Source organism: Staphylococcus sp. HMSC063F05 (genome assembly GCF_001837075.1).
Taxonomy (GTDB): domain Bacteria; phylum Bacillota; class Bacilli; order Staphylococcales; family Staphylococcaceae; genus Staphylococcus; species Staphylococcus epidermidis.
In genome coordinates, this window is the sequence record NZ_KV831350.1 from 63,532 (window position 1) to 88,355 (window position 24,824).

General features: G+C 31.2%; 23 protein-coding genes, 1 other RNA gene and 1 pseudogene. 17 read left to right on the forward strand and 8 right to left on the reverse strand.

Annotation, left to right across the window (positions count from 1 at the left end):
* Nucleotides 1-558: 558 nt before the first annotated feature.
* Nucleotides 559-1,188 carry a DUF4887 domain-containing protein gene (locus HMPREF2576_RS07525; RefSeq protein WP_002487885.1) on the forward strand — a complete coding sequence of 210 codons (630 nt, stop codon included), beginning with the start codon at nt 559-561 and terminating at the stop codon, nt 1,186-1,188.
* 172 nt (nt 1,189-1,360) lie between these two features.
* Here the strand turns inward: HMPREF2576_RS07525 and HMPREF2576_RS07530 are convergent, their stop codons facing one another.
* Nucleotides 1,361-1,597 carry a hypothetical protein gene (locus HMPREF2576_RS07530; protein ID WP_001829687.1) on the reverse strand — a complete coding sequence of 79 codons (237 nt, stop codon included), beginning with the start codon at nt 1,595-1,597 and terminating at the stop codon, nt 1,361-1,363.
* A 355-nt stretch (nt 1,598-1,952) separates the two neighbouring features.
* On the opposite strand from HMPREF2576_RS07530, the gene HMPREF2576_RS07535 reads away from it, so the two are divergent.
* The 12 genes from HMPREF2576_RS07535 to ssrA all read left to right on the forward strand — a co-directional run bounded on the left by HMPREF2576_RS07535 (nt 1,953) and on the right by ssrA (nt 14,608).
* Nucleotides 1,953-2,966 carry a sugar-binding transcriptional regulator gene (locus tag HMPREF2576_RS07535; protein WP_002438918.1) on the forward strand — a complete coding sequence of 338 codons (1,014 nt, stop codon included), beginning with the start codon at nt 1,953-1,955 and terminating at the stop codon, nt 2,964-2,966.
* Between the two features lie 51 nt (nt 2,967-3,017).
* The gene (gap, locus tag HMPREF2576_RS07540; RefSeq protein ID WP_001829667.1) at nt 3,018-4,028 is read left to right on the forward strand and encodes a type I glyceraldehyde-3-phosphate dehydrogenase; all 1,011 of its coding nucleotides are present in this window, start codon (nt 3,018-3,020) and stop codon (nt 4,026-4,028) included.
* A 193-nt stretch (nt 4,029-4,221) separates the two neighbouring features.
* On the forward strand, nt 4,222-5,412 hold the full coding sequence (pgk, locus tag HMPREF2576_RS07545; protein WP_001829665.1) for a phosphoglycerate kinase: 1,191 nt from the start codon (nt 4,222-4,224) through the stop codon (nt 5,410-5,412).
* Between the two features lie 130 nt (nt 5,413-5,542).
* Entirely contained in the window at nt 5,543-6,304 is a 762-nt protein-coding gene (gene tpiA / locus HMPREF2576_RS07550; RefSeq protein ID WP_001829574.1) for a triose-phosphate isomerase, read from the forward strand.
* A 2-nt stretch (nt 6,305-6,306) separates the two neighbouring features.
* Nucleotides 6,307-7,824 (forward strand): 2,3-bisphosphoglycerate-independent phosphoglycerate mutase, encoded by a 1,518-nt coding sequence (gpmI, locus tag HMPREF2576_RS07555; RefSeq protein ID WP_001829591.1) that lies wholly within the window; start codon nt 6,307-6,309, stop codon nt 7,822-7,824.
* 138 nt (nt 7,825-7,962) lie between these two features.
* Entirely contained in the window at nt 7,963-9,267 is a 1,305-nt protein-coding gene (eno, locus tag HMPREF2576_RS07560) for a surface-displayed alpha-enolase (protein ID WP_001829595.1), read from the forward strand.
* 165 nt (nt 9,268-9,432) lie between these two features.
* Entirely contained in the window at nt 9,433-9,891 is a 459-nt protein-coding gene (locus HMPREF2576_RS07565; protein WP_001829646.1) for a hypothetical protein, read from the forward strand.
* A 68-nt stretch (nt 9,892-9,959) separates the two neighbouring features.
* Nucleotides 9,960-10,193 (forward strand): preprotein translocase subunit SecG, encoded by a 234-nt coding sequence (gene secG, locus HMPREF2576_RS07570; RefSeq protein ID WP_001829669.1) that lies wholly within the window; start codon nt 9,960-9,962, stop codon nt 10,191-10,193.
* Between the two features lie 300 nt (nt 10,194-10,493).
* The gene (locus HMPREF2576_RS07575; protein WP_001829672.1) at nt 10,494-11,234 is read left to right on the forward strand and encodes an alpha/beta hydrolase; all 741 of its coding nucleotides are present in this window, start codon (nt 10,494-10,496) and stop codon (nt 11,232-11,234) included.
* A gap of 34 nt (nt 11,235-11,268) precedes the next feature.
* Nucleotides 11,269-13,647: a ribonuclease R gene (gene rnr / locus HMPREF2576_RS07580; RefSeq protein ID WP_001829677.1), complete on the forward strand. Its 2,379-nt coding sequence runs from the start codon at nt 11,269-11,271 to the stop codon at nt 13,645-13,647.
* Between the two features lie 24 nt (nt 13,648-13,671).
* On the forward strand, nt 13,672-14,142 hold the full coding sequence (smpB, locus tag HMPREF2576_RS07585) for an SsrA-binding protein SmpB (protein WP_001829588.1): 471 nt from the start codon (nt 13,672-13,674) through the stop codon (nt 14,140-14,142).
* A gap of 105 nt (nt 14,143-14,247) precedes the next feature.
* Nucleotides 14,248-14,608: a transfer-messenger RNA gene (gene ssrA, locus HMPREF2576_RS07590) on the forward strand.
* Between the two features lie 85 nt (nt 14,609-14,693).
* On the opposite strand, the gene HMPREF2576_RS07595 is transcribed toward ssrA, so the two are convergent.
* Both HMPREF2576_RS07595 and HMPREF2576_RS07600 read right to left on the reverse strand, forming a co-directional pair.
* Nucleotides 14,694-15,368 carry a hypothetical protein gene (locus HMPREF2576_RS07595; RefSeq protein ID WP_001829583.1) on the reverse strand — a complete coding sequence of 225 codons (675 nt, stop codon included), beginning with the start codon at nt 15,366-15,368 and terminating at the stop codon, nt 14,694-14,696.
* Nucleotides 15,369-15,380: 12 nt separating this feature from the next.
* Nucleotides 15,381-16,012, reverse strand: a pseudogene (locus tag HMPREF2576_RS07600) (site-specific integrase); the annotation flags it as partial.
* On the opposite strand from HMPREF2576_RS07600, the gene HMPREF2576_RS11775 reads away from it, so the two are divergent.
* Nucleotides 15,978-16,157, forward strand: coding sequence for a hypothetical protein (locus tag HMPREF2576_RS11775; RefSeq protein WP_001829655.1), 180 nt, complete (start codon nt 15,978-15,980; stop codon nt 16,155-16,157). The pseudogene HMPREF2576_RS07600 and the gene HMPREF2576_RS11775 sit on opposite strands and share 35 nt — an antisense overlap.
* 143 nt (nt 16,158-16,300) lie before the next feature.
* On the opposite strand, the gene HMPREF2576_RS07605 is transcribed toward HMPREF2576_RS11775, so the two are convergent.
* Entirely contained in the window at nt 16,301-16,843 is a 543-nt protein-coding gene (locus HMPREF2576_RS07605) for a hypothetical protein (RefSeq protein WP_001832592.1), read from the reverse strand.
* A 732-nt stretch (nt 16,844-17,575) separates the two neighbouring features.
* On the opposite strand from HMPREF2576_RS07605, the gene HMPREF2576_RS12180 reads away from it, so the two are divergent.
* On the forward strand, nt 17,576-17,746 hold the full coding sequence (locus HMPREF2576_RS12180; RefSeq protein WP_001829642.1) for a VraH family peptide resistance protein: 171 nt from the start codon (nt 17,576-17,578) through the stop codon (nt 17,744-17,746).
* A 257-nt stretch (nt 17,747-18,003) separates the two neighbouring features.
* Here HMPREF2576_RS12180 and HMPREF2576_RS07610 read toward each other — a convergent pair whose 3' ends face one another.
* Complete coding sequence (locus HMPREF2576_RS07610; RefSeq protein ID WP_001829658.1) at nt 18,004-18,237, reverse strand: hypothetical protein; 234 nt, start codon at nt 18,235-18,237, stop codon at nt 18,004-18,006.
* A gap of 612 nt (nt 18,238-18,849) precedes the next feature.
* Nucleotides 18,850-20,157: a TrkH family potassium uptake protein gene (locus tag HMPREF2576_RS07615; protein ID WP_001832616.1), complete on the reverse strand. Its 1,308-nt coding sequence runs from the start codon at nt 20,155-20,157 to the stop codon at nt 18,850-18,852.
* Between the two features lie 226 nt (nt 20,158-20,383).
* Here HMPREF2576_RS07615 and HMPREF2576_RS07620 point away from each other — a divergent pair, with 226 nt between their 5' ends.
* Entirely contained in the window at nt 20,384-20,728 is a 345-nt protein-coding gene (locus tag HMPREF2576_RS07620; protein WP_001832602.1) for a DUF4260 domain-containing protein, read from the forward strand.
* Between the two features lie 219 nt (nt 20,729-20,947).
* Here the strand turns inward: HMPREF2576_RS07620 and HMPREF2576_RS07625 are convergent, their stop codons facing one another.
* Nucleotides 20,948-21,364: a VOC family protein gene (locus HMPREF2576_RS07625; RefSeq protein ID WP_002501741.1), complete on the reverse strand. Its 417-nt coding sequence runs from the start codon at nt 21,362-21,364 to the stop codon at nt 20,948-20,950.
* Between the two features lie 1,497 nt (nt 21,365-22,861).
* A complete protein-coding gene (locus HMPREF2576_RS07630) occupies nt 22,862-23,365 on the reverse strand; it encodes a YagU family protein (protein WP_001829674.1) in 504 nt (167 codons plus the stop codon).
* A 286-nt stretch (nt 23,366-23,651) separates the two neighbouring features.
* On the opposite strand from HMPREF2576_RS07630, the gene HMPREF2576_RS07635 reads away from it, so the two are divergent.
* Entirely contained in the window at nt 23,652-24,593 is a 942-nt protein-coding gene (locus HMPREF2576_RS07635; protein WP_070856565.1) for a cation diffusion facilitator family transporter, read from the forward strand.
* Nucleotides 24,594-24,824: the final 231 nt, after the last annotated feature.

Below are 24,824 nucleotides of genomic sequence, written 5' to 3' on the forward strand. Positions count from 1 at the left end.
GAATACTGTATAAAAGATTACAATTTTAATATTGTTTATTCCGTAAAATAAAAGGTTAGAGTGGTAATAAATTAAAGTATCTATGTTCTAACTATAAAATGTTTTTTAAATAATTATAAAATAGTAAAAATGAAGTTAAAACTAATTCTACTTTTTATACTTGTGAAATGGTTTCACTTTATAACACTGTTTATTTTAAACTTTTTTAAATGATGTTGTGAATCATTTTGCACAGGCAAATGTAATAGGTAAATTTACGAACACTCGTGTTAAGATTTGATTAAGTTATTTAAAAATGATGTTAATCAATCAGTATGATGTTATCATGTATGAGATAATTAAATATAAAGTTGTATTGATTGATTAAACTCAAATATCACTATTATATAATCTCATTAAACTTTTTATTTAATTATTCCCAAAAGTTCTTATGAAAAAATTTTAGGGAAATACTACTTTTAATTATTGAAAATAGTTGAGATTTGATTTTTTACAATGATTCAATAGTATTGTTTTTAAGATAAATTCGTGTTTAAGAATGAAAGAGAGGTAAACAATATGAGCGGTATCTCCAAATTTATTAGTGCGATTGTAGTTTTGCTATTATTAATAGGTTTAGCATTTGGTATTTACTCATTTGTCGATAGTTCAAAAAAAGGTAACGAACGACTCAGTGATAAAACAACACAGCAAGAAAAGAAAAAAGACGATAAAGACAAAAAGGAAAAAAAAGATAAAAAATCGGTGGAAGAAAAAAAGAATAATACACAACAAACGCAACAAGTTCCTCAAACTCAACAAACGCAACAAACGCAACAAACGCAACAAACTGTTCAAACGCCACAAAGACCTACAACTCAAACTCCGGTGAGACAAAATCCACAAACAGGAGAAAAGAGAGCAAAAGAACCAAAAACTGATGAAAGAAAAAAAACTAGACAAGACAGTTCAAATTCTAAAGAAAGCCCAAATGAAAAAGATCAATCGTCAACACAACAAAAGCCACAACAAAATAAATCTAACCAGTCATCAGAGAATCGTCAAAGTACCCAAAATAAATCAAATCAAACACAGTCAACCAGACCACAAAACAATGGAAATAGTGGCAATCAAAATGCTAGTTCGGGGCAGAACACACAAAAACAAAATAATAACAATCAAAATTCTCAAAGCTCAAAAAAGGATTAATAAGAAATAACTTAAAAATTTTTGGAAAGTTCATCTTGTGACTATTCCTAAAAATAGTTTTAAGGTCACTTAAGTAAGCCATGATTCGTTAATTTTAATCTTTATTAACTCGAGTTAGCCCAAAGGGTGGGACTTCGAATTCAAAATGAATTCAGTCCCACCCTTTTTATGTTTATATAATCCAAAAAATTAGTAATGAAAGTAAGAATGAAATAAGTGAAATAGTTAAACAGCCTAATATACAGCCGCATCCTGAATGTGTGCAACCATAAGAATAAGTTTGATTAAAAGTTTTTAAATTTTGATTGTTTTGAGATGAATTTTTATTAAAATAATCATCTCCTTTATATCTATCATCACTCGGATCTATAACTTCGATTTTTTCGTCAGAATAATTATGATTCGACATTGTTTTACCTCACTCTAATTTTATTCAGATTCAAATTATAGAGTTAATCATAACAACTAAATAAAACAAATGCATGAATAAAATTTAATTTGGGTAGAGTTATTTAGAAAGCGAACAGTGATTAAATTACTATATAAGAATGGGGTCTATACTTTGTTTGTAATCGTTTTCCTACAAACTTTTATAATTTAACTTAGAAATTAAGTGAATTCACTTGCAATTTATAATACGTAATAGTAGTATTGCAAGTGTAAAGAGGTTAGATTTTGTCCCACCTGGGACTTAAAAAGTCAAAGCTTAGTTATGATTGCCTCTCAAGTACCTTTGTTACAAAGATATAAGGAGGAAGGTAGTAGTGAAAGACTTAATTAAAGTTCAACAAAAGCTTATACCTGATCTTATAGATAAGATGTATAGACGCTTTTATATTTTATCTACTATCTCTCAAAATCAACCTGTAGGAAGAAGAAGTCTAAGTGAACATATGGATATGACTGAGAGAGTTTTACGGTCGGAAACAGATATGTTAAAGAAGCAAGAATTAATTCGTGTCAAACCTACGGGAATGGAAATTACTAATGAAGGTACTGAAGTATTAGCACAACTAGGTGAATACTTTAATGTTTATAGCGATGACCATAAATTGGCCAGTGCTATCAAAGATAAATTTCATATTAAAGATGTACATGTCATTCCAGGAGATTCCGATTCTAATCGAACTGTAAAACGTGAAATGGGTCAACAAGCTGGGCAACTTTTAGAAGGTATACTTTATGAAGATGCTATTGTCTCTGTAACTGGTGGTTCAACAATGGCGTGCGTGAGTGAGTCGATACATTTATTACCGTTTAACGTATTCTTTGTTCCAGCTAGAGGTGGACTTGGAGAAAATGTTGTTTATCAAGCGAATACAATCGCTTCGAGTATGGCCCAACAAGCTGGTGGCTATTATACAACACTCTATGTTCCAGACAACGTGAGTGAGTCCACATACGATACGTTAATGTTGGAACCTTCTGTCATGCATACACTAGATAAAATCAAGCAAGCTAATATAACAATACACGGCATTGGTGATGCGCTGAAGATGGCGCATCGACGTCAATCATCTCAAAATGTGATTGATAACCTTCAACATCATCAAGCCGTTGGAGAAGCTTTTGGATATTATTTTGATGCTCAGGGTCAAATAGTTCATAAGGTCAAAACGATTGGCCTTCAGCTAGAGGATCTTGAGAACAAAGACTTTATCTTTGCGGTTGCTGGTGGACAATCAAAAGGAGAAGCTATTAAAGCTTATCTTTCAATTGCACCGGAAAACACTGTATTGATTACAGATGAAGCCGCAGCAAAAGTCATTTTACAATAGTAATAAAAAGTTTAATACTTTTTAAATATCATTTTAAAGGAGGCCATTATAATGGCAATTAAAGTAGCAATTAATGGTTTTGGTAGAATTGGTCGTTTAGCATTCAGAAGAATTCAAGATGTAGAAGGTCTTGAAGTAGTTGCAGTTAACGACTTAACAGATGACGATATGTTAGCTCATTTATTAAAATACGATACTATGCAAGGTCGTTTCACTGGAGAAGTTGAAGTTATCGAAGGTGGATTCCGTGTGAACGGTAAAGAAATTAAATCATTCGATGAACCAGATGCTGGTAAATTACCATGGGGCGATTTAGATATCGACGTAGTATTAGAATGTACTGGTTTCTATACTGATAAAGAAAAAGCACAAGCTCACATCGATGCAGGTGCTAAAAAAGTATTAATCTCAGCTCCAGCTAAAGGTGATGTAAAAACAATCGTATTCAACACTAACCATGATACATTAGATGGTTCAGAAACAGTTGTTTCAGGTGCTTCTTGTACTACTAACTCATTAGCACCAGTTGCAAAAGTTTTAAGTGACGAATTCGGTTTAGTTGAAGGTTTCATGACTACAATTCACGCTTACACTGGTGACCAAAATACACAAGACGCACCTCACAGAAAAGGTGACAAACGTCGTGCACGTGCAGCAGCTGAAAATATTATCCCTAACTCAACAGGTGCTGCTAAAGCTATCGGTAAAGTTATTCCAGAAATCGATGGTAAATTAGACGGTGGAGCACAACGTGTTCCAGTTGCTACTGGTTCTTTAACTGAATTAACTGTAGTATTAGACAAACAAGATGTAACTGTTGACCAAGTTAACAGTGCTATGAAACAAGCTTCTGACGAATCATTCGGTTACACTGAAGACGAAATCGTATCTTCTGATATTGTTGGTATGACTTACGGTTCATTATTTGATGCGACTCAAACTCGTGTTATGACTGTTGGAGATCGTCAATTAGTTAAAGTTGCAGCTTGGTACGACAATGAAATGTCTTACACTGCTCAATTAGTACGTACATTAGCTCACTTAGCTGAACTTTCTAAATAATTGAAGCTTAACGGATAAGCACGTTATTTAAAGTTATAGCGTGGAGAGTGTAAAGCTCTTCTACACGTTCATAATTTGACTAGTGCTCTGTACTGTTTAATTAGATATATAAGCTTATGAGTAAGCGGGGAGCACATACGCTTCTCCGCTTATTTTTATATAAAGTTTTCCTATACGAAGGAGGAAATAGATAATGGCTAAAAAAATCGTTTCAGACTTAGATTTAAAAGGTAAAGTTGTTCTTGAGCGCGCTGATTTTAACGTTCCAATTAAAGATGGTGAAATCACTAATGACAACAGAATTGTTCAAGCATTACCAACAATCGAATATATTATTGAACAAGGTGGTAAATTAGTTTTATTCTCTCACTTAGGTAAAGTTAAAGAAGAGAGTGATAAAGAAGGACTTTCACTTAAGCCTGTTGCTGAAAACTTATCTAAGAAATTAGGTAAAGAAGTTATATTCGTTCCTGAAACACGTGGCGAAAAACTCGAAACAGCAATTGAAAACTTAAATGAAGGCGATGTTTTATTAGTTGAAAATACACGTTTCGAAGATTTAGATGGTAAAAAAGAATCTAAAAATGATCCTGAATTAGGTAAATATTGGGCGTCATTAGGTGATGTATTTGTTAATGATGCATTTGGTACAGCGCACCGTGAACATGCGTCAAACGTAGGTATTTCTACTCATCTAGAAACAGCAGCTGGTTACTTAATGGAAAAAGAAATTAAATTTATTGGTGGCGTAGTGAATGATCCACAAAAACCAGTAGTTGCTATTTTAGGTGGCGCTAAAGTTTCAGATAAAATTAATGTTATCAAAAATTTAGTTAATATCGCAGATAAAATCTTAATCGGTGGCGGTATGGCTTATACATTTATTAAAGCGCAAGGTAAGGAAATAGGTCTTTCATTATTGGAAGAAGACAAAATTGATTTTGCTAAAGACTTGTTAGAGAATAATGGCGATCAAATAGTATTACCTGTAGATTGTAAAATCGCTAAAGAATTTTCTAATGATGCAAAAATCACTGAAGTATCTATCAATGAAATCCCTTCAGATCAAGAAGCAATGGATATTGGACCTAAAACAGTAGAATTATTTAATAAAGAATTACAAGGTGCACATACTGTAGTATGGAATGGACCTATGGGTGTATTCGAATTTAGTAATTTTGCTAAAGGTACAATCGGTGTATGTGAGTCTATTGCTAAATTGGAAGACGCTACTACTATTATTGGTGGTGGTGACTCTGCCGCAGCAGCAATTTCATTAGGTTTCGAAGATGACTTTACACACATCTCTACTGGTGGAGGAGCATCATTAGAATACTTAGAAGGTAAAGAATTACCTGGTATAAAAGCTATTAATGATAAATAAGTTTTTAAATACTTTGATGTGGGAATAAAACAATAGAAAGTCATTTTTGCTTTCAACGTTTATTTCGAAATAAGCAAGTATTTGGATAAAAGCTTACAAATTTAACACTAAAAATTAAGGAGTGTAATGAATGAGAACACCAATTATAGCCGGAAACTGGAAAATGAATAAAACAGTTCAAGAAGCTAAAGACTTTGTAAACGAATTACCAACATTACCTGATCCTAAAGAAGTAGAATCAGTTATTTGTGCACCAACAATCCAATTAGACGCTTTAGTAACAGCTGTTAAAGATGGTAAAGCAAAAGGGTTAAAAATTGGAGCACAAAACGCTTACTTTGAAGAAAGCGGTGCTTATACTGGAGAAACTTCACCAGTAGCATTATCTGAATTAGGTGTTAAATATGTAGTGATTGGTCACTCAGAGCGTCGTGACTATTTCCACGAAACTGACGAAGAAGTAAACAAAAAAGCGCATGCTATCTTCAATCACGGTATGACACCTATTATTTGTGTAGGTGAATCTGATGAAGAACGTGAAGCTGGTAAAGCAAATAAAATCGTAGGTAATCAAGTGAAAAAAGCTGTCGAAGGTTTATCAGATGATCAACTTAAAGAAGTTGTTATTGCATATGAACCAATTTGGGCTATCGGTACTGGTAAGTCATCTACATCTGAAGATGCAAATGAAATGTGTGCTCACGTACGTCAAACATTAGCTGACTTATCTAGTCAAGAGGTTGCTGACGCTACACGTATTCAATATGGTGGTAGTGTTAAACCTAATAACATTAAAGAATATATGGCTCAATCAGATATCGATGGCGCTCTTGTAGGTGGCGCATCATTAAAAGTTGAAGATTTCGTACAATTGTTAGAAGGTGCAAAATAATTATGGCAAAACAACCAACTGCCTTAATCATCTTAGATGGTTTCGCAAATCGTGAAAGTGAACATGGCAATGCAGTTAAGCAAGCACATAAACCTAATTTTGATCGATATTATGAAAAATATCCTACAACACAAATAGAAGCTAGTGGCTTAGATGTAGGTCTTCCTGAAGGTCAAATGGGTAACTCTGAAGTAGGACATATGAATATTGGTGCAGGACGCATCGTATATCAAAGTTTAACTCGTATTAATAAATCGATTGAAGACGGAGAATTCTTTGATAACACTGTATTAAATAACGCTGTTAAACATGTTAAAGACAATGGCTCTGCGCTTCATGTATTCGGATTGCTTTCTGATGGTGGTGTACACAGTCATTATAAGCATCTATTTGCTATTTTAGAATTAGCTAAAAAGCAAGGAATAGATAAAGTATATGTCCACGCATTTTTAGATGGTCGTGATGTTGATCAAAAATCTGCTTTGAAATATATAGAGGAAACTGAAGATAAATTTAAAGAATTAGGTGTAGGCCAATTCGCTTCTGTTTCAGGACGTTATTATGCTATGGACCGTGACAAGCGTTGGGATCGTGAGGAACGTGCCTATAATGCTATTCGTAACTTTGAAGGTCCTACATTTACTTCAGCTAAAGCAGGCGTTGAAGCTAATTATAAAAATGATGTGACTGATGAATTCGTCGAACCGTTTATAGTTGAAGGCCAAAACGATGGTGTGAACGACGGAGACGCAGTAATCTTTTATAATTTCCGTCCAGATAGAGCAGCTCAACTTTCAGAAATCTTTACTAATAAAGCGTTTGATGGATTTAAAGTTGAACAAGTGGACAACTTATTCTACGCTACATTCACGAAATATAATGACAATGTAGATGCTGAAATTGTATTTGAAAAAGTTGACTTAAATAATACAATCGGTGAAGTTGCTCAAGATAATGGCTTGAAACAATTACGTATTGCTGAAACTGAAAAGTATCCACATGTAACATACTTTATGAGTGGTGGACGAAATGAAGAGTTCGAAGGAGAACGTCGTAGACTCATCGATTCTCCAAAAGTAGCGACTTATGATTTAAAACCTGAGATGAGTGCATATGAAGTTAAAGATGCATTATTAGAAGAGTTAGACAAAGGTGACTTAGATTTAATTCTACTGAACTTTGCTAACCCAGATATGGTTGGACATAGTGGTATGCTTGAACCAACAATTAAAGCAATCGAAGCAGTAGATGAGTGTCTTGGTGAAGTCGTTGACAAAATTATTGATATGGGTGGTCATGCCATCATCACTGCAGACCACGGTAACTCAGATCAAGTATTAACTGATGACGACCAACCTATGACGACACACACAACTAATCCTGTTCCAGTTATTGTAACTAAAGAAGGTGTTACATTAAGAGAAACTGGACGTTTAGGCGATTTAGCGCCGACATTATTAGATTTATTAAATGTTAAACAACCATCTGAAATGACAGGTGAATCACTGATTAAACATTAGAATAGATGCATTAAGATTAAGAATTTACAGCAACGTATAGATGTTCAAATTTTCTTGGTTTTATATGTATTATCATTTTATAAAAGTTTAGAAAAAGGCTATAATAGTCATATAATATAATTAAAGGAGATATTAAACATGCCAATTATTACAGATGTTTACGCTCGCGAAGTCTTAGACTCACGTGGTAACCCAACAGTTGAAGTTGAAGTATTAACTGAAAGCGGTGCTTTCGGACGTGCATTAGTACCTTCTGGTGCTTCTACTGGTGAACATGAAGCAGTTGAATTACGTGATGGAGATAAATCACGTTATTTAGGTAAAGGTGTGACTAAAGCGGTAGAAAATGTTAACGAAATGATCGCACCAGAAATCGTTGAAGGTGAATTTTCAGTTTTAGATCAAGTATCTATTGATAAAATGATGATTCAATTAGACGGTACACACAACAAAGGTAAATTAGGTGCAAATGCCATTTTAGGTGTTTCTATTGCCGTAGCTCGTGCAGCTGCTGACTTATTAGGTCAACCATTATATAAATATTTAGGTGGATTTAATGGTAAACAATTGCCAGTACCTATGATGAATATTGTTAATGGTGGTTCTCACTCAGATGCACCAATTGCTTTCCAAGAGTTCATGATTTTACCTGTAGGTGCTGAGTCATTCAAAGAATCATTACGTTGGGGTGCAGAAATCTTCCATAACCTTAAATCAATCTTAAGTGAACGTGGTTTAGAAACTGCAGTAGGTGATGAAGGTGGTTTCGCTCCTAGATTTGAAGGCACTGAAGACGCTGTAGAAACTATTATTAAAGCTATCGAAAAAGCAGGATACAAACCAGGTGAAGATGTATTCTTAGGATTTGACTGTGCTTCTTCTGAATTCTATGAAAATGGTGTTTATGATTACACTAAATTCGAAGGTGAACACGGTGCTAAACGTAGTGCAGCAGAGCAAGTTGACTACTTAGAAGAATTAATTGGTAAATATCCAATCATCACTATTGAAGATGGTATGGATGAAAACGATTGGGAAGGTTGGAAACAATTAACTGATCGTATCGGTGATAAAGTTCAATTAGTTGGTGATGATTTATTCGTAACTAACACTGAAATTTTATCTAAAGGTATCGAACAAGGTATTGGTAACTCAATCTTAATCAAAGTAAACCAAATCGGTACATTAACTGAAACATTCGATGCTATTGAAATGGCTCAAAAAGCTGGATATACTGCGGTTGTATCTCACCGTTCTGGTGAAACTGAAGATACTACAATTGCTGATATCGCAGTTGCTACAAATGCAGGCCAAATTAAAACAGGTTCATTATCTAGAACTGACCGTATTGCTAAATACAATCAATTATTACGTATTGAAGATGAATTATACGAAACAGCTAAATTTGAAGGAATTAAATCTTTCTACAATTTAGATAAATAATATCTCTTTAATTTTTATAAGAGTTCACGCTTATTATTTAATATCTTAATTGAATTGTCCGTTGCAGAGTTGAGGCTGCAACGGGCTTTTTTAGTTAAGTACATTTTAAATTATTAATGTAAACTGATATAATGATGTGAGTAATTTTGTAAAAGGAGTACAATTATGACAGACTCAAATGCTAAAGAAATAAGAACTGGACGTTTAATTGCGATAAGTTCATTAGTGTTTTGTATTTTACTTATCATACACCACTTTATTGTATTAGATGAATCAACAGCTAAATCAATTTTATCTTTAGCTGGTCAAAAAACATCAGATACAGCAGTGAAAAACATTTTAAATAGTGACCGATACACTGGAATTATGTATATTTTAGCTTACTTAGCAGGTACTGTTGCTTTCTGGAATCGCCATCCATATTTATGGTGGTTTATGTTTGCCGTATATATTTCTAATGCACTATTTACACTCGTAAATCTTTACTTATTTATTCAAGGTATTTTAGATGTAAAAAATGTACTTGCAGTTTTACCAATTTTAATTGTAGTGATTGGATCTATAATTCTAGCAATTTATATGCTAGTTGTTTCTATTACACGTAAAAGTACTTTCAATAGATAGAAGTTTGATTACATCAATAAAGATGTGTTATAATTTCTTTCGTATATAATGAACGGAGGACAATTTTTATGCATACATTAATCATCGTTTTATTAATTATAGATTGTATTGCATTAGTGACTGTTGTATTACTCCAAGAAGGTAAAAGTAATGGACTTTCAGGTGCTATTAGTGGTGGCGCTGAACAATTGTTTGGTAAACAAAAACAACGTGGCGTCGATTTATTCTTGCATAGATTAACAATAATTTTGGCTATTTTATTCTTTGTACTTATGTTTTGTATTAGTTACTTAGGTATGTAGAGAATATTATATTTGTTTTAATGAAGTAAATGAATCTTAACCAAGACTGATAAATGATAGGGCAAATTAATCACATTTGCTATTAAGTATTATCAGCCTGAGTCCGACGATGTACTTGTCGGACTTTTTTATTTTATAATTGAGACAATCATGTTTTTAAATCATATGTTAAAGGGAATAATGATTTATCAAGTCAATTTGATAATAATGAAGAGATTTTTAAATATATGAAATAAATTGAAATACTTAACTTATTTAGGATAAATTGAGTACTTACTATAAGGGAGAGGGATTTTAATCATGCAAATTAAACTACCAAAACCATTCTTTTTTGAAGAAGGGAAACGTGCAGTGTTACTTCTTCACGGCTTTACAGGTAACTCTGCTGATGTAAGACAACTTGGGCGTTATCTTCAAAAAAAGGGCTATACATCTTATGCTCCACAATATGAAGGACATGCAGCACCCCCAGAAGAAATATTAAAATCTAGCCCTTTTGTTTGGTTTAAAGATGTTTTAGATGGTTATGATTATTTAGTAGATCAAGGTTACGAAGAAATAGCAGTAGCTGGTTTATCATTAGGTGGCGCCTTCGCATTAAAACTAAGTTTAAATCGTGATGTGAAGGGGATTATAACTATGTGTGCACCTATGGAGAATAAAACAGAAGGTTCGATTTATGAAGGCTTTCTTGAATATGCACGTAACTTTAAAAAATATGAAGGCAAAGATCAACAAACGATTGATCAAGAAATGGAACAATTTCATCCAACTGAAACCCTGAGAGAACTGAGTGACACTCTAAATGGAGTTAAAGAACATGTCGATGAAGTAATTGATCCAATACTTGTCGTACAAGCAGAACAAGATACAATGATTGATCCTCAATCAGCAAATTATATATATAATCATGTCGATTCTGATGAAAAAGAAATCAAATGGTATCAACATTCAGGTCATGTGATTACCATTGATAAAGAAAAAGAGAAAGTCTTTGAAGATGTATATCAATTTTTAGAATCATTGGAATGGACAGAGTAAAAAATAAAGATGTAGGAGAGAAAGGAGGGGCATAATGAATTTAAAGCAATCCATCGAAGAAATGATAAAACAACCTGACTATGAACCCATGTCAGTATCTGACTTTCAAGATGCGTTAGGTTTAAACAGTGCCGACTCATTTAGAGATTTAATTAAAATACTCGTTGAATTAGAACAGTCTGGTTTAATTGAACGTACAAGAACAGACAGATATCAACGTAAACAATCCAACAAAACAAATTCAAAACTAATCAAAGGAACGTTAAGTCAAAATAAAAAAGGCTTTGCTTTCTTAAGACCTGAAGATGACGAGATGGATGATATTTTTATTCCACCAACTAAAATCAATAGAGCATTAGATGGAGATACTGTCATCGTGGAAATTCAAAAATCTCGTGGAGAACATAAAGGTAAAATTGAAGGTGAAGTAAAATCTATTGAAAAGCATTCAGTTACACAAGTTGTTGGAACGTATAGCGAAGCAAAGCATTTTGGTTTCGTATTACCGGATGACAAACGTATTATGCAAGATATCTTTATACCTAAAGGACAAAATTTAGGTGCTGTAGATGGTCATAAAGTATTAGTACAAATTACGAAGTATGCCGATAGTACTGACAATCCAGAAGGCCACGTTTCAGCAATATTAGGTCATAAAAATGATCCAGGTGTAGATATACTTTCCATCATTTACCAGCATGGAATAGAAATCGAGTTTCCAGATGATGTATTACAAGAAGCTGAAGAAGTACCGGATGTAATAGAACCATCTGAAATCGAAGGGCGTCGTGATTTAAGAGATGAATTAACAATCACTATAGATGGCGCAGATGCTAAAGATTTAGATGATGCCATTGCTGTAAAAAAATTAAAAAATGGCAACACCGAGCTTACAGTTAGTATTGCAGATGTAAGTTACTATGTAAAAGAAGGATCAGCTTTAGATAAAGAAGCATATGATCGTGCGACAAGTGTGTATCTTGTCGATCGAGTAATCCCGATGATTCCACACCGTCTAAGTAATGGAATATGCTCATTAAATCCGGAAGAAGATCGTTTAACATTAAGTTGTCGAATGGAAATAAATGAACGAGGCGAAGTTGTAAAACATGAAATCTTTGATAGTGTAATACATTCAAACTACAGAATGACATATGATGCAGTTAACAAAATTATCACTGATCAAGATTCTGAAATACGTTCACAATATAAAGATTTAACACCTATGTTAGATTTAGCGCAAGATTTATCAAATAGATTAATTCGTATGCGCAAACGTCGTGGAGAAATTGATTTTGATATTAATGAAGCGAAAGTACTTGTGAATGACGAAGGTATTCCAACAGAAGTGCTAATGAGAGAACGTGGCGAAGGAGAACGTTTAATTGAATCATTCATGTTAGCAGCCAATGAAACAGTAGCTGAACACTTCAATAAATTGGAAGTACCATTTATTTATCGTGTTCATGAACAACCAAAATCTGACCGATTAAGACAGTTCTTCGACTTTATTACCAATTTTGGTATTATGATTAAAGGTACAGGTGAAGATATTCATCCAACAACATTACAAAACATTCAAGAAGAAGTTGAAGGTAGACCAGAACAAATGGTTATTTCAACGATGATGTTACGTTCTATGCAACAAGCACATTATGATGATGTTAATTTAGGACATTTTGGTTTGTCTGCTGAGTACTATACTCACTTTACGTCTCCAATACGCCGTTATCCTGATTTAACAGTGCATAGATTAATTCGTAAATATTTAATAGAGAATTCTATGGATAAAAAAGAAATACGTCATTGGGAAGAGACGTTGCCAGAATTAGCTGAGCACACATCACAACGTGAACGCCGTGCCATTGAAGCCGAACGTGATACTGATGAATTGAAAAAAGCTGAGTATATGATTCAACATATTGGTGATGAATTTGAAGGTATCATTAGCTCGGTTGCTAATTTTGGTATGTTTATAGAATTACCTAATACTATTGAGGGTATGGTTCATATCGCTAATATGACAGACGATTATTATCATTTTGATGAACGACAAATGGCACTAATCGGTGAACGTCAAGCAAAGGTCTTTCGCATTGGTGATGCGGTCAAAGTTAAAGTGACACATGTTGATGTGGAAGAACGCATGATAGATTTCCAAATTGTTGGCATGCCATTACCTAAAAAGACATCATCACAACGACCTGCTCGTGAGAAAACCATTCAAGCTAAAACACGTGGCAAGTCGTTAGACCATACTAAAAGTGATCGTAATGGTAAAGGTAAAAAGAAAAAACGTAAGCAACGTAAAGGTAAAAATGCTCGTAAAAAAGATAAACAAGGTAATACGCACCACAAACCTTTTTATAAAGATAAAAGTGTGAAGAAAAAATCACGTCGAAAGAAAAAATAGTCAGCAAAGATGAGGTGAGTAATAGTGGCTAAGAAAAAATCAAAATCACCAGGTACGTTAGCTGAAAACCGTAAAGCAAGACATGACTACAATATTGAAGATACAATTGAAGCGGGTATTGCTTTAAGAGGTACTGAAATTAAATCCATACGTCGTGGTAGTGCCAATTTAAAAGATAGCTTTGCGCAAGTGAGACGAGGCGAAATGTACCTGAATAATATGCATATTGCACCATATGAAGAAGGGAACCGTTTTAATCATGACCCTTTACGTACACGTAAATTACTCTTGCACAAAAAAGAAATTCAAAAATTAGGTGAGCGTACACGAGAAATAGGTTATTCTATTATTCCGTTGAAGTTATATTTAAAACATGGTCAATGTAAAGTTTTATTAGGCGTTGCTAGAGGTAAAAAGAAATACGACAAACGTCAAGCACTTAAAGAAAAAGCGGTAAAACGAGATATTGATCGTGCAGTTAAAGCCCGTTATTAAGCAATATCATTGCTTAATCGGGCCATCTTTGATATGATTGTATGCAGTGTCAAATTGTTTTATTGATAATTTAACCAAATATTTTGTTAGATTGATTTGAATTGAGGGGACGTTCTTGGATTCGACAGGGGTCCCCGAGCTTATTAAGCGTGTCGGAGGGTTGGCTCCGTCATCAACACATTTCGGTTAAATATAACTGACAAATCAAACAATAATTTCGCAGTAGCTGCGTAATAGCCACTGCATCGCCTAACAGCATCTCCTACGTGCTGTTAACGCGATTCAACCCTAGTAGGATATGCTAAACACTGCCGCTTGAAGTCTGTTTAGATGAAATATAATCAAGCTAGTATCATGTTGGTTGTTTATTGCTTAGCATGATGCGAAAATTATCAATAAACTACACACGTAGAAAGATTTGTATCAGGACCTCTGGACGCGGGTTCGAATCCCGCCGTCTCCATTATATAGCCTGCAACCCAAGTGGTTGTGGGCTTTTGGATTTTAGGTGCACAAAAAGTGCACAGATAGTGCACAATGAAAAAGACACCTTATGAAGGGGTGTCTTTTTTTTCTACTAACTCTTTCGATTCGTCAAATAAAGACTTAAATTTATTTTTTGAATCTTCATCTTTAGAATTTTGATAATATTTGTGTAGCTTCAAAAACTCTTTTAATGTGAAAATACATAACTCTTCTTCTTTGTTAGGATCATCAAATTTTAAATTTTTATTTTGATTTTTCTCCCAGTGGTCTGCTAACATATATCTACAAAATAGTCTTATACTGTTTTGATCTTTTATATCTAAATCTATTGAGTTAGATACTGCTTGCTTCTTTTCTATTAGATTAATACAGTATTTAATAATTATTATATTCATATTGTCAAAGAAATAACTAAAGCCTTCTTTTTTGCTTTTCTCTTTATCGATATAGTTCCCATTGTTTTTAAAATTAAATCTTAGTGCAGTTCTGAATTGATATACATCATCTAATGTGACGGTAGAGTTCCCACCTATTATAAATAACGTTTTTCTCCATTCTGACTTCGAATCTAACTCGTTTAATAATCTTTTTTTATGACGATTATCAGTGTATTTATATACAAAAAATCCCAACGATAAAGTGGCAAGTGGTTGTAGCAGATTCTTAAGCCACTCTGAGAACATATTTTTTGGCGCAAAGGTATTGTAATTCTCAATAATTGTTTGACCTAACTCATTCATTTATAAGACTCCTTACAAGTATTTAACTATTTCTTTCTGCGTACTAGGGTACAAATGACCGTATCGGTTATATACTTCATTACTATCAGCATGACCTAAACGCTGTGCTATTACCATGATACTTGCACCATGATTGACTAGCATAGACGCATGGCTATGTCTTAATTCATGTATAACGATTCTAGGGAATGTCTGAACGTCTGGCAGTTGTTCATCTAACACTTTTAATGCAGTGGTAAACCAACGATCTATAGTTGATTCACTGTATGCCTTGAAGAATGTACCGAATAATACATAATCATCTTTATATACATTGTTTTCTTTGTACCATTTTAAATATTTTTCTATGTCATTCATCATATGAAAAGGTAGGTATATATCACGTATTGCTGCTTTTGTTTTAGGGGCTGTCACTTCACCGTGATAGTCCGTTTTATTTATATGTATGAAAATCATCATCGTAGTTAATATCGCGCCATGTGAGGGCTCTAATTTCGCCCTTACGTGCACCAGAGTAAAAAACAGTAGCTTAAAGAATAATTTTTGCTGTTGTGTAGCTAAGCTTCATAGAATTGATTAATTTTATATAGCGTTCAATAATTGAAACTTTTGTTTGATTCAATTTCAAAATTATCAATTAATGAGACAGTTGGTGATGGTGCTGAAATAAATGACGTTGTAAATAAACGTGATGAATATAAAGAGAGTATACGGTATTATAATAATCATTTAGTTTTAGTGAAGTATAATGAAAAATCTATATGTAAGTTAAAATATCTTCGAAATTAGTGTGATTTCTCTTTAAAAAAATATTTATATCATAATGCTATAGTTATCTTTTGTAATCTGTATGATAAGATTTTATTCGGATTTCTCATTTTTATATCAGCATCAGTATTATTATCAAATTTTTTTACTTCATCGATTGTTTGTTATATAACAGAATTGTGGACTTCTTGTTGTTCGGAAGATGAAGAATTTTCTTGCATTTTATTTTTTTCTTCACCAGAATTATGGTACTTAGGACTTCTTTTTTTAAATTCCTCAAATTCCTTCATTTCTTCCTCATTCATGTCATTAAATCGATTGATCACTTCACCTGTACTTTTGTTTACTACAGCACAAAATTTTATAGGAGTTCCGGCTGCATCTCTTACAAGGTGTTCAACATAATATTCATTAGCATTGCTTCTATCTATATTTGTTTTAAATTCAAGAACTTGTTGCTTATTAATCCCTTTATTAATGTAATAGTTCGAGACAATTTGTTCTGCTTCTTGAGCGGAAATTTGTTTTTGAGCTGTTTTTTGTTTTTGATTACTATTAGAATTTGTTACGCTCCCATTAGTTTGCATATTATCCGTTTTATTTTGTTCTTCTTTTGGATTGCTTTCTGTTTTTTTTACATTTTCTTGTCCACATGCTGTTAATATTATTGACGAGAGTGCTAATGTTCCTAATAGTTTCAATTTCATTTTATATCCCTCCGTTTAAAATGTTGTTAAAGTTCACCTAAATTATAATAACATTACAATATTTATGAATATACAATATTCATAAATACGTTAAAGTTTTTTGTGTTTAAGAGCTTAGAGAAATATTCTATTATGTTGAAAGAGGTAGTTTTAAATATAAAATTGCTAATTGTATATATTAAACGAGGGGAGACATATTGAATATTTACATTGCCATCGTATTAGGATTAATTTTTGTATTCTTATCTGATATGGATTATAGAAGGAGAAACAATAGTACAAATATGGATAAGAAAATGATAAAGATTAGCTTTTTTACATAGTGTAATTACTTTAATTATGGTTAGTTTAGCTATATATTTATCTTATTTTAAATAATCATACGAAGAAAATATAGAAAAAGGTAAAAATACCCTTAGAAGTAGATAATCTAAGATAATGTAAAAAGAGATGTGTCATAATCAGATATTATTTTTTCACAATTTATTGTCAATGAACTTTTGCGATATAATGTGTTGATATACTGCAGTGTTAAACTATAATGAGATTAATTAGTGTATTAGAGGTATATGGTATCTTTATTAAGTTGTTTAATACGAATCTAAACTAATGTCCTAAAATAGTTAAAGGTTTTGAAGAAATGTTTTAATAAAATAACAATAATTATTATTTTATTAAAACATTCTCAACCATATATTTTACTAATTAAAATTTTTAAGAAGGAGAATTTATTTGAGTTTAAAGGAAATATGGAAAGTTCTCATAAATAAAAAATGGCAAACTGAAGAAATATGTTATTTAATATTGTATATATTTTTAGCGAGTATTTTTACCACGCCATTGTTTGGTATTCCTTTGGGAGTTTTAGCATACTTATATCTTAATGAAGAAATATTGAAGTAGTTAGCATATATTTCTCATTAAACTTCAAATCGATTTTTTATTGAAAGTTGGAATAATCATTTTAGATGTTATATTAAAGACTTTTACATATAATATATCTTAAAAATATAAATGATTAATACTAAACTACTAAAACTGTTTATTAGAAATAATGCCGTTTTTACGATAATTGCTACTTCAAATATAATTTTTTTACTAAAATTAAAGATATCAATTAAATAATACTCTACTGCTTGTTAGTTGCATTCATTTCCAAATTATTCATCATCTTCTAAAAAGTTGGTTACATTAATCGTAATTTCTTTAGTATTATGGTTAATAATTATATCTTCGTTATAACCGAGAGATTTAACTTGAACCGTCTCATTATCTATTTTTAATGCTACTTCGACATGTTGATATTTCTGTAATATGAGTAAAGTATCTTCATTGGCTACAACATTTATAGGCCCTTTTCCGTTAATCGTTATTGTCCATTCTCTAAATTTCATTTACATTTCTCCTTTTACATTATAGATATGATTGATTATTCTTAATGATTTTCGATCATTGAAAACTAGATTAAAATTATTATGATTGAATAAGTAAAAAGACATAGCACATCTTGCTCTTTTTTAAATTGAGAAATAAAAGTTTCAACAGATTTCTAGAACTGTCATATTTAATTTTATTTGAAAAATATATATCAACTACTTTTTAATATTTATCATTATAAAATATGATTGGAAACTTTTGATTATTTAGTTATTTTATATAATTACTTTAACATTACCTTTGTACTTGTTATCTTATCATTCATATATGATAATTTGTCTATATATCTTAAGTGACTCATTTCAATTCATAGGTGTTATAGTATAAAATTAAAATACTGACATTTAACAAATGATTTAAAGAAAGATATTTTGAAACAGTAATGAACAATCTAAATACAATAAAAAAGAAGCGCATTTGTAGGTTTATACTTAACAAATGCGCTTCTATATCCTTTTATAGTTAAAATTTTAGAACTTAAAATCATTTCAATTACGCTTTAAATAACTTAGAAATTATCCTCATATTTTTTAACCCTTGAATATTAACTCTACAATAATTGGAACTCATTATAAGTGAATGTGTCCTTTGGTATATCTATAATTTTTAGGGTCTTTAGGTGGAACAAGCGCTCTACTAATATTCAGTAATCCAATTTTACCACATAACATTACGATGATAATAATAAACTCAGTCCAATTATAGTATTCGGAAGTTAAATCCATAGTGAGACCGACTGTACCGAATGCTGATACGACTTCGAAGAGTATTTTGATTAAAGGTATATTGGAATTGATTATGGTAAGTATAAACGTAACCATACCGATAAATGCAATAGAAATGAGAATAGTTACGAAAGACAACTGTATGTATCTTTCTGATATTTCTCTATTAAATATAGAGTTGTTTTTTTCTTTGCGTATCGTATTAAAAATAGCGATTGTTGCAATAACAAAAGTTGTAACCTTTATACCACCTGCAGCACTCAATGGTGCACCTCCAATAAACATGAGAGCCATAAGTAATAAAGCTGTCGGTGTTTTAATGTTTCCAACGTCAATTGTGTTAAATCCTGCAGTCCTTGTTGTCACTGATTGGAAAAATGCATTTCCTATTTTTTCAATTAATCCCATGTGTAACATAGAGTTTTGATTTTCTAGTAAAAAGAAGAAAACCGTGCCTATCAAAATTAATAATCCAGTGGTAGTTAACACGAGTTTAGAGTGTAAGGATAATTTTCTAAAACTTTTGGCGTTCCACAAATCAACCACGACTAAATGTCCCAAACCTCCCAAAATGATAAGTATTGGAATAGTGATAATGATTACCGGATCATTTGAAAAATCGATTAAGTTGTTTTTAAAAAGGGCGAATCCTGCGTTGTTAAATGCGGAAACTGAAGTGAATAAACTTAAAAATAGACCTTTACCTATGCCAAATTTTGGAATAAACGATAAACATAGACAAAGTGTACCAAATAATTCAGTGGCGATGCTGTATATGGCTAGATGTTTAATAAGTTTAATTACACCACCGGGTTCGTCAATATTCCAAGTAATCATAAATAAAATTCTATTGTTAATTGATATTTTCTTATTTAAAAAGATGAGAGTTAGCATTGCTACAGTGACAATACCTAATCCACCAATTTGTATAAGTAATAAGATAATGATTTCTCCAAAAATATTAAATTGTGTTCCAACATCAACTGGTGATAGACCTGTTACTGTGAATGCGCTAGAAGCTACAAACAATGCGTCAATAAAGTTAATGGGTTTCTTCCCTGTATAGGGCAAATAGAGTAGAAAAGCACCAATTAAAGTTGTCAACAGAAATAACATAAGATAGAAATATAAAGGTTTATTTACTTTGCTCATAAATTTCCACCATTCTTTATATGAGTTATATAACAAAGATGATAATATCATAAGTGAATTTTAAAGTGTAATAACTTGTTAAACTTTTTAAATATTTACTATTCACAATGAGTATAACCACTATATCAGCTTTAAAAAGATGCTTAGCCTTAATAAGAGATAATTATTAAAATTGTAGTAGTAACTATTAAATTAAAATACTTCAAAGTAAAGTAGGGGGGTTAATATGCGTAGTGTAATTAAGTTGGAAAATACATTTATATTCATAATCACAATCGCCGTTTATGTTAAATTAGAATTTTCTATATGGCTGTTTTTACTTTTACTATTAGTTCCAGATATATTTATGTTAGGATATGTGATTAATAGAAAAACAGGGAGTTATGTCTACAATATTGGACACACGTATATCACACCTATAATTATCGCGCTATTATATTTATACATTGATGAAAGGTTACTATTACAGATTTCTTTAATATGGTTAGCTCATATTAGTATAGATAGAACTTTAGGTTTCGGACTCAAATATTCATCAGATACTGATAAAACGATAATACAAAAGATGTAATCGTAGTTTCTGAATAGATATTTCAAGTTATACAAATCAATGGTATTAACAAATCTAATATAATCCAGTAATGGATAGTGATCATTAAATTTGTTGAATTACTTCATTAAATTAGAAATAAAGAGTGTGATATTATTATACTTTTAATTTAATTAAGGACTGTTAATAAATAAAATCCCCTAAATAATAATTATTGTCTAGGGGATTTATCTTAATAGTTTAAAAAGTTTTTGAAATATGTTGCATCAAAGCATTAAATTCTTCATTTTTTATGTTACTTTGTGTAAGCGTAATTAAATGATTATCTAAATCTTTAATTGTCATTTCAATAGAATTCCATGGTTTTTCTTCAAGATCTTCCACGATATATTGAGAAGATATTCGTTGTTTTAAAATTCGAATATTTGGTACAAGTATATTTGTATAAACTGCATTACCGACTTCAAACTGTTTGCCAGAAATTAACATCAAATCTTGATATTTTGCTAATCGTAAATGCTCCATTAAAATTTGATTTTGTTCATTTTTAAATTTAAAAATACTTTTAAAACCTAAATTCTCTTGATACCATTCCGATGATTTATCTATGTCGTTAACTAAAAATTTATTAAACATAGGCATACTATATAATTCCATAGTTAATCCTCCTTTATTGGATTGGTAAGATTAACTTTAATCTATTACGTAACGTTAATGTCAAGGACGATAAAACAAATGAAGTCGGATAGTATTAACGGCTAATTTTAGTCTATTTCTAGGAGGTACTGTTGAAGTATCTTTAGTGATATTTTCAATACGATTATTCTAATAAATGTAGTTATGAGTGATTCATGATGGTTATATCTTTAATCCTTAAAGTTGGTATTAAAGGTAAGGCATATATAGTGACGTGACTACATTAGTAATAAATAATAACGTGTATGTTAAGATGACTAAATGAAAAAGAGCTATAAATTAAATGATGTATTTTATCCGTCTATACATAAAACGTTAGCCCTTATTTTTTCGCTCAATTAAAAAATTTACGATTGTTGATAAGTGTAATTGCTAGAGATAACTATATGCCTAAATAGTGTTTAGATACATAATGAACGAGATATCCCATTAAGCATAATACACCGAGTGATATAAAAACTGCAGAAAAATTTCTGCAATGACTTTTATAAGATAATCCTTGATTTTGTGCTAAAAAGAAACTAAAAATATATAGTCCGATTCCTATTATAAAAAAGCCTATAATTACGTATAACATATAAACCTCTTTCTATTTAGTTGAACTAAATTGTAAATTTTCAATTTTTATACTGATTTTTAGAATAATTATTTGCATCTAGAACTTTCTGTGCGTTATCTCTTCATAATTATCATTGAGAATTTCGTCACGAATTTGCATCTCACTAGATGATAGTCTATTCCTTGTTTTATTTCTCCATTCTTGATTTGACATGTTCAAATATTTGTTATTTGGATTGTAGTTAGGTTGTTATTGCGAATTGTTGAAGTTGTATTTGAATTTTGATTATATTGAGTATCTTTAGAATTATTACTTTCATCAATAGCTTATTCTTGAGTTTGAATTGTATTTTGAGAGTTTTCAGAATCATAAGTCACTATATTAATGTTCAATGAACTTATTCATTGCAATTCTTCTAGTTGAGATGCCTTGTTTTTAATTTGACTCCTCTTTTCAATATTTTTTGTGTTTTATTTAGAGTTTAGACCACATGCCGTTAAGAATAGTGATATTGATAAGAAAAACAACTAATGCTTTAACTTTCATTAGTAATTTTTCCCAATATTAAATTTATATAACTATTAATTTGAACATCGAACCGACAATAGCAAACGTATTCCATTTATTAATTCTTATATAAATACAGTATACAATTTAAATTTATAACCGACAATATTAGTACTAATTGCTACTATATTATAGAGAATATAAAATGTTGTCATTAACATATGATTTATCAAAGTAATTTAAAAAATAGTTTGATTGTTTATTGGTGTATGTAATAAGGGAAATTTAAAATCATAAAAGTATCTATACTATATTGTTTATAACGTTAGGAAATAAAATAGTTCCAAATGAATGCAAAAATGCAATTCTTTTGGAACTTTGTTTCTCATTGATTATTTATTTAATTGAATATTATAGAAATACCTTCTGACCATTTCTATAACCATCATCCAAACAATGTGTCCAAAAAATTCTGATAGGTGTTCTGAAAATGGTTGATCAAAAGCATTCGGTACGACATGCATAATTGGCATTAAGATTAAATGAAAAACAATCCAAATAACTATACCAAATAAAGCACCATAACCTAGTGTGATTTTTGTATATTTCTTTGCGATATAAATATAGATTATTGCAATAGCGATAGAAAAACTATAGTGTACGATAAAACTTATCCAAGGTAATGCATGCTCAGAAAAATTGTATGTGAGATGGGTAATATCTGACGGTATTCCTAGTAATTGTAAGAGTTGTTGAGGTGGGTTAGTGGCATCTCTACTAGGTGTTCGGGGTGGGAACATTACCTCCCAACCTAGTTTGACTACACCAGATAAAAGTCCTGCTATTATGCCAGCTATTAGTAGTTTAAACCTGCTCTGATTTTTTTGATGCTTCATTCTGCATGTCTCCTTATGTTCCTCCTATATATTTAAACACCATTAGCGTTGTTAAAAAGAGAAACTTTAATATAATTCAACCTAATTATATTACTTTTATGTTCTTTAAATGTTTAAATAATATGAGCTTTAATTTACAGGATATGTTAGTTTTATGACATATTAAAAAAATTGAGTTATAAAAAGTTAGAGAAGTTACAAACGAATACTCATTTAAGTTATTTAAATGGGATTAAGGGTATAATAACTTTAAAATTAAACAGACGTAAAAAGATGGAGGAAAGACATGGAAAATAAACCTGATTATTTTCACCACATTGAACATAGAAAGTTTCAAAGTAGCTCAAAAATTACATTATGGTTATCTTTAGTTATTACTATGATATTCACTGTAGTTGAGTTCGTAGGAGGTATTGTGTCGAATTCACTCGCGTTACTCTCTGACTCATTTCACATGTTAAGTGATGTTCTAGCATTAGGTTTATCAATGGTAGCGATTTATTTCTCGAGCAAGCCACCTACAAAGAACTATACATATGGTTTTTTACGCTTGGAAATTATCGTAGCTTTTCTCAATGGCTTAGCACTTATTGTTATTTCACTAGGAATTATGTATGAGGGTATCATGAGAATTATACACCCTAGACCTGTTGAAAGTGGCATTATGATTCTAATTGCGTTTATTGGTTTAATTGCCAATATCGTATTGACCATCATTTTCATGATTTCTCTAAAAAAAGAGAATAATATTAATATTCAAAGTGCATTATGGCATTTTATTGGTGATTTATTAAATTCTTTAGGTATTATTGTGGCGTTTGTGTTGATTCATTTTACTGGATGGAACATTGTTGACCCAATTATTAGTATTCTCATTTCATTGATTATTTTAAGAGGAGGATACAAAATTATTAAAAATGCTTCAAAAGTTCTGATGGAGCGTGTGCCGGATCGATATGATACAGATGAAATTATGGGAGCAATGAAAGATGTTGAAGGCGTGATAGATATTCATGAATTCCATTTATGGAGTGTTACAACTAATCAAAGTTCTTTAAGTGCACATGTTGTACTAAGTGATGACTACATTAAATCGCCTTATGCTACAATAAATAAAGTTTCGGATTTGTTAAAAACACAATACGGTTTAGAACATGTAACACTTCAAATTGAAAATATAAACCTCAATCATTTAGATGAGGAGTATTTCAAACAACTTCAAGAATAGGGGAATAGTATTTAACTTATTATGAGTTGTTTTGCATAAATAATGTATATGAAAAAGTTACTTACACTCTAATTATATAACTTTATCTTAATGAATTAAAAGGACTCCCAAATAAAGTTTGATGAGGTTTATGTTATAGCTAATGGATACTAAATTTTATTATCCCAGTTTTATCTTTATGTCTTTTTGTGATGAAAGTTGATAACGTTGTAGAAATACTTTCACTAATAC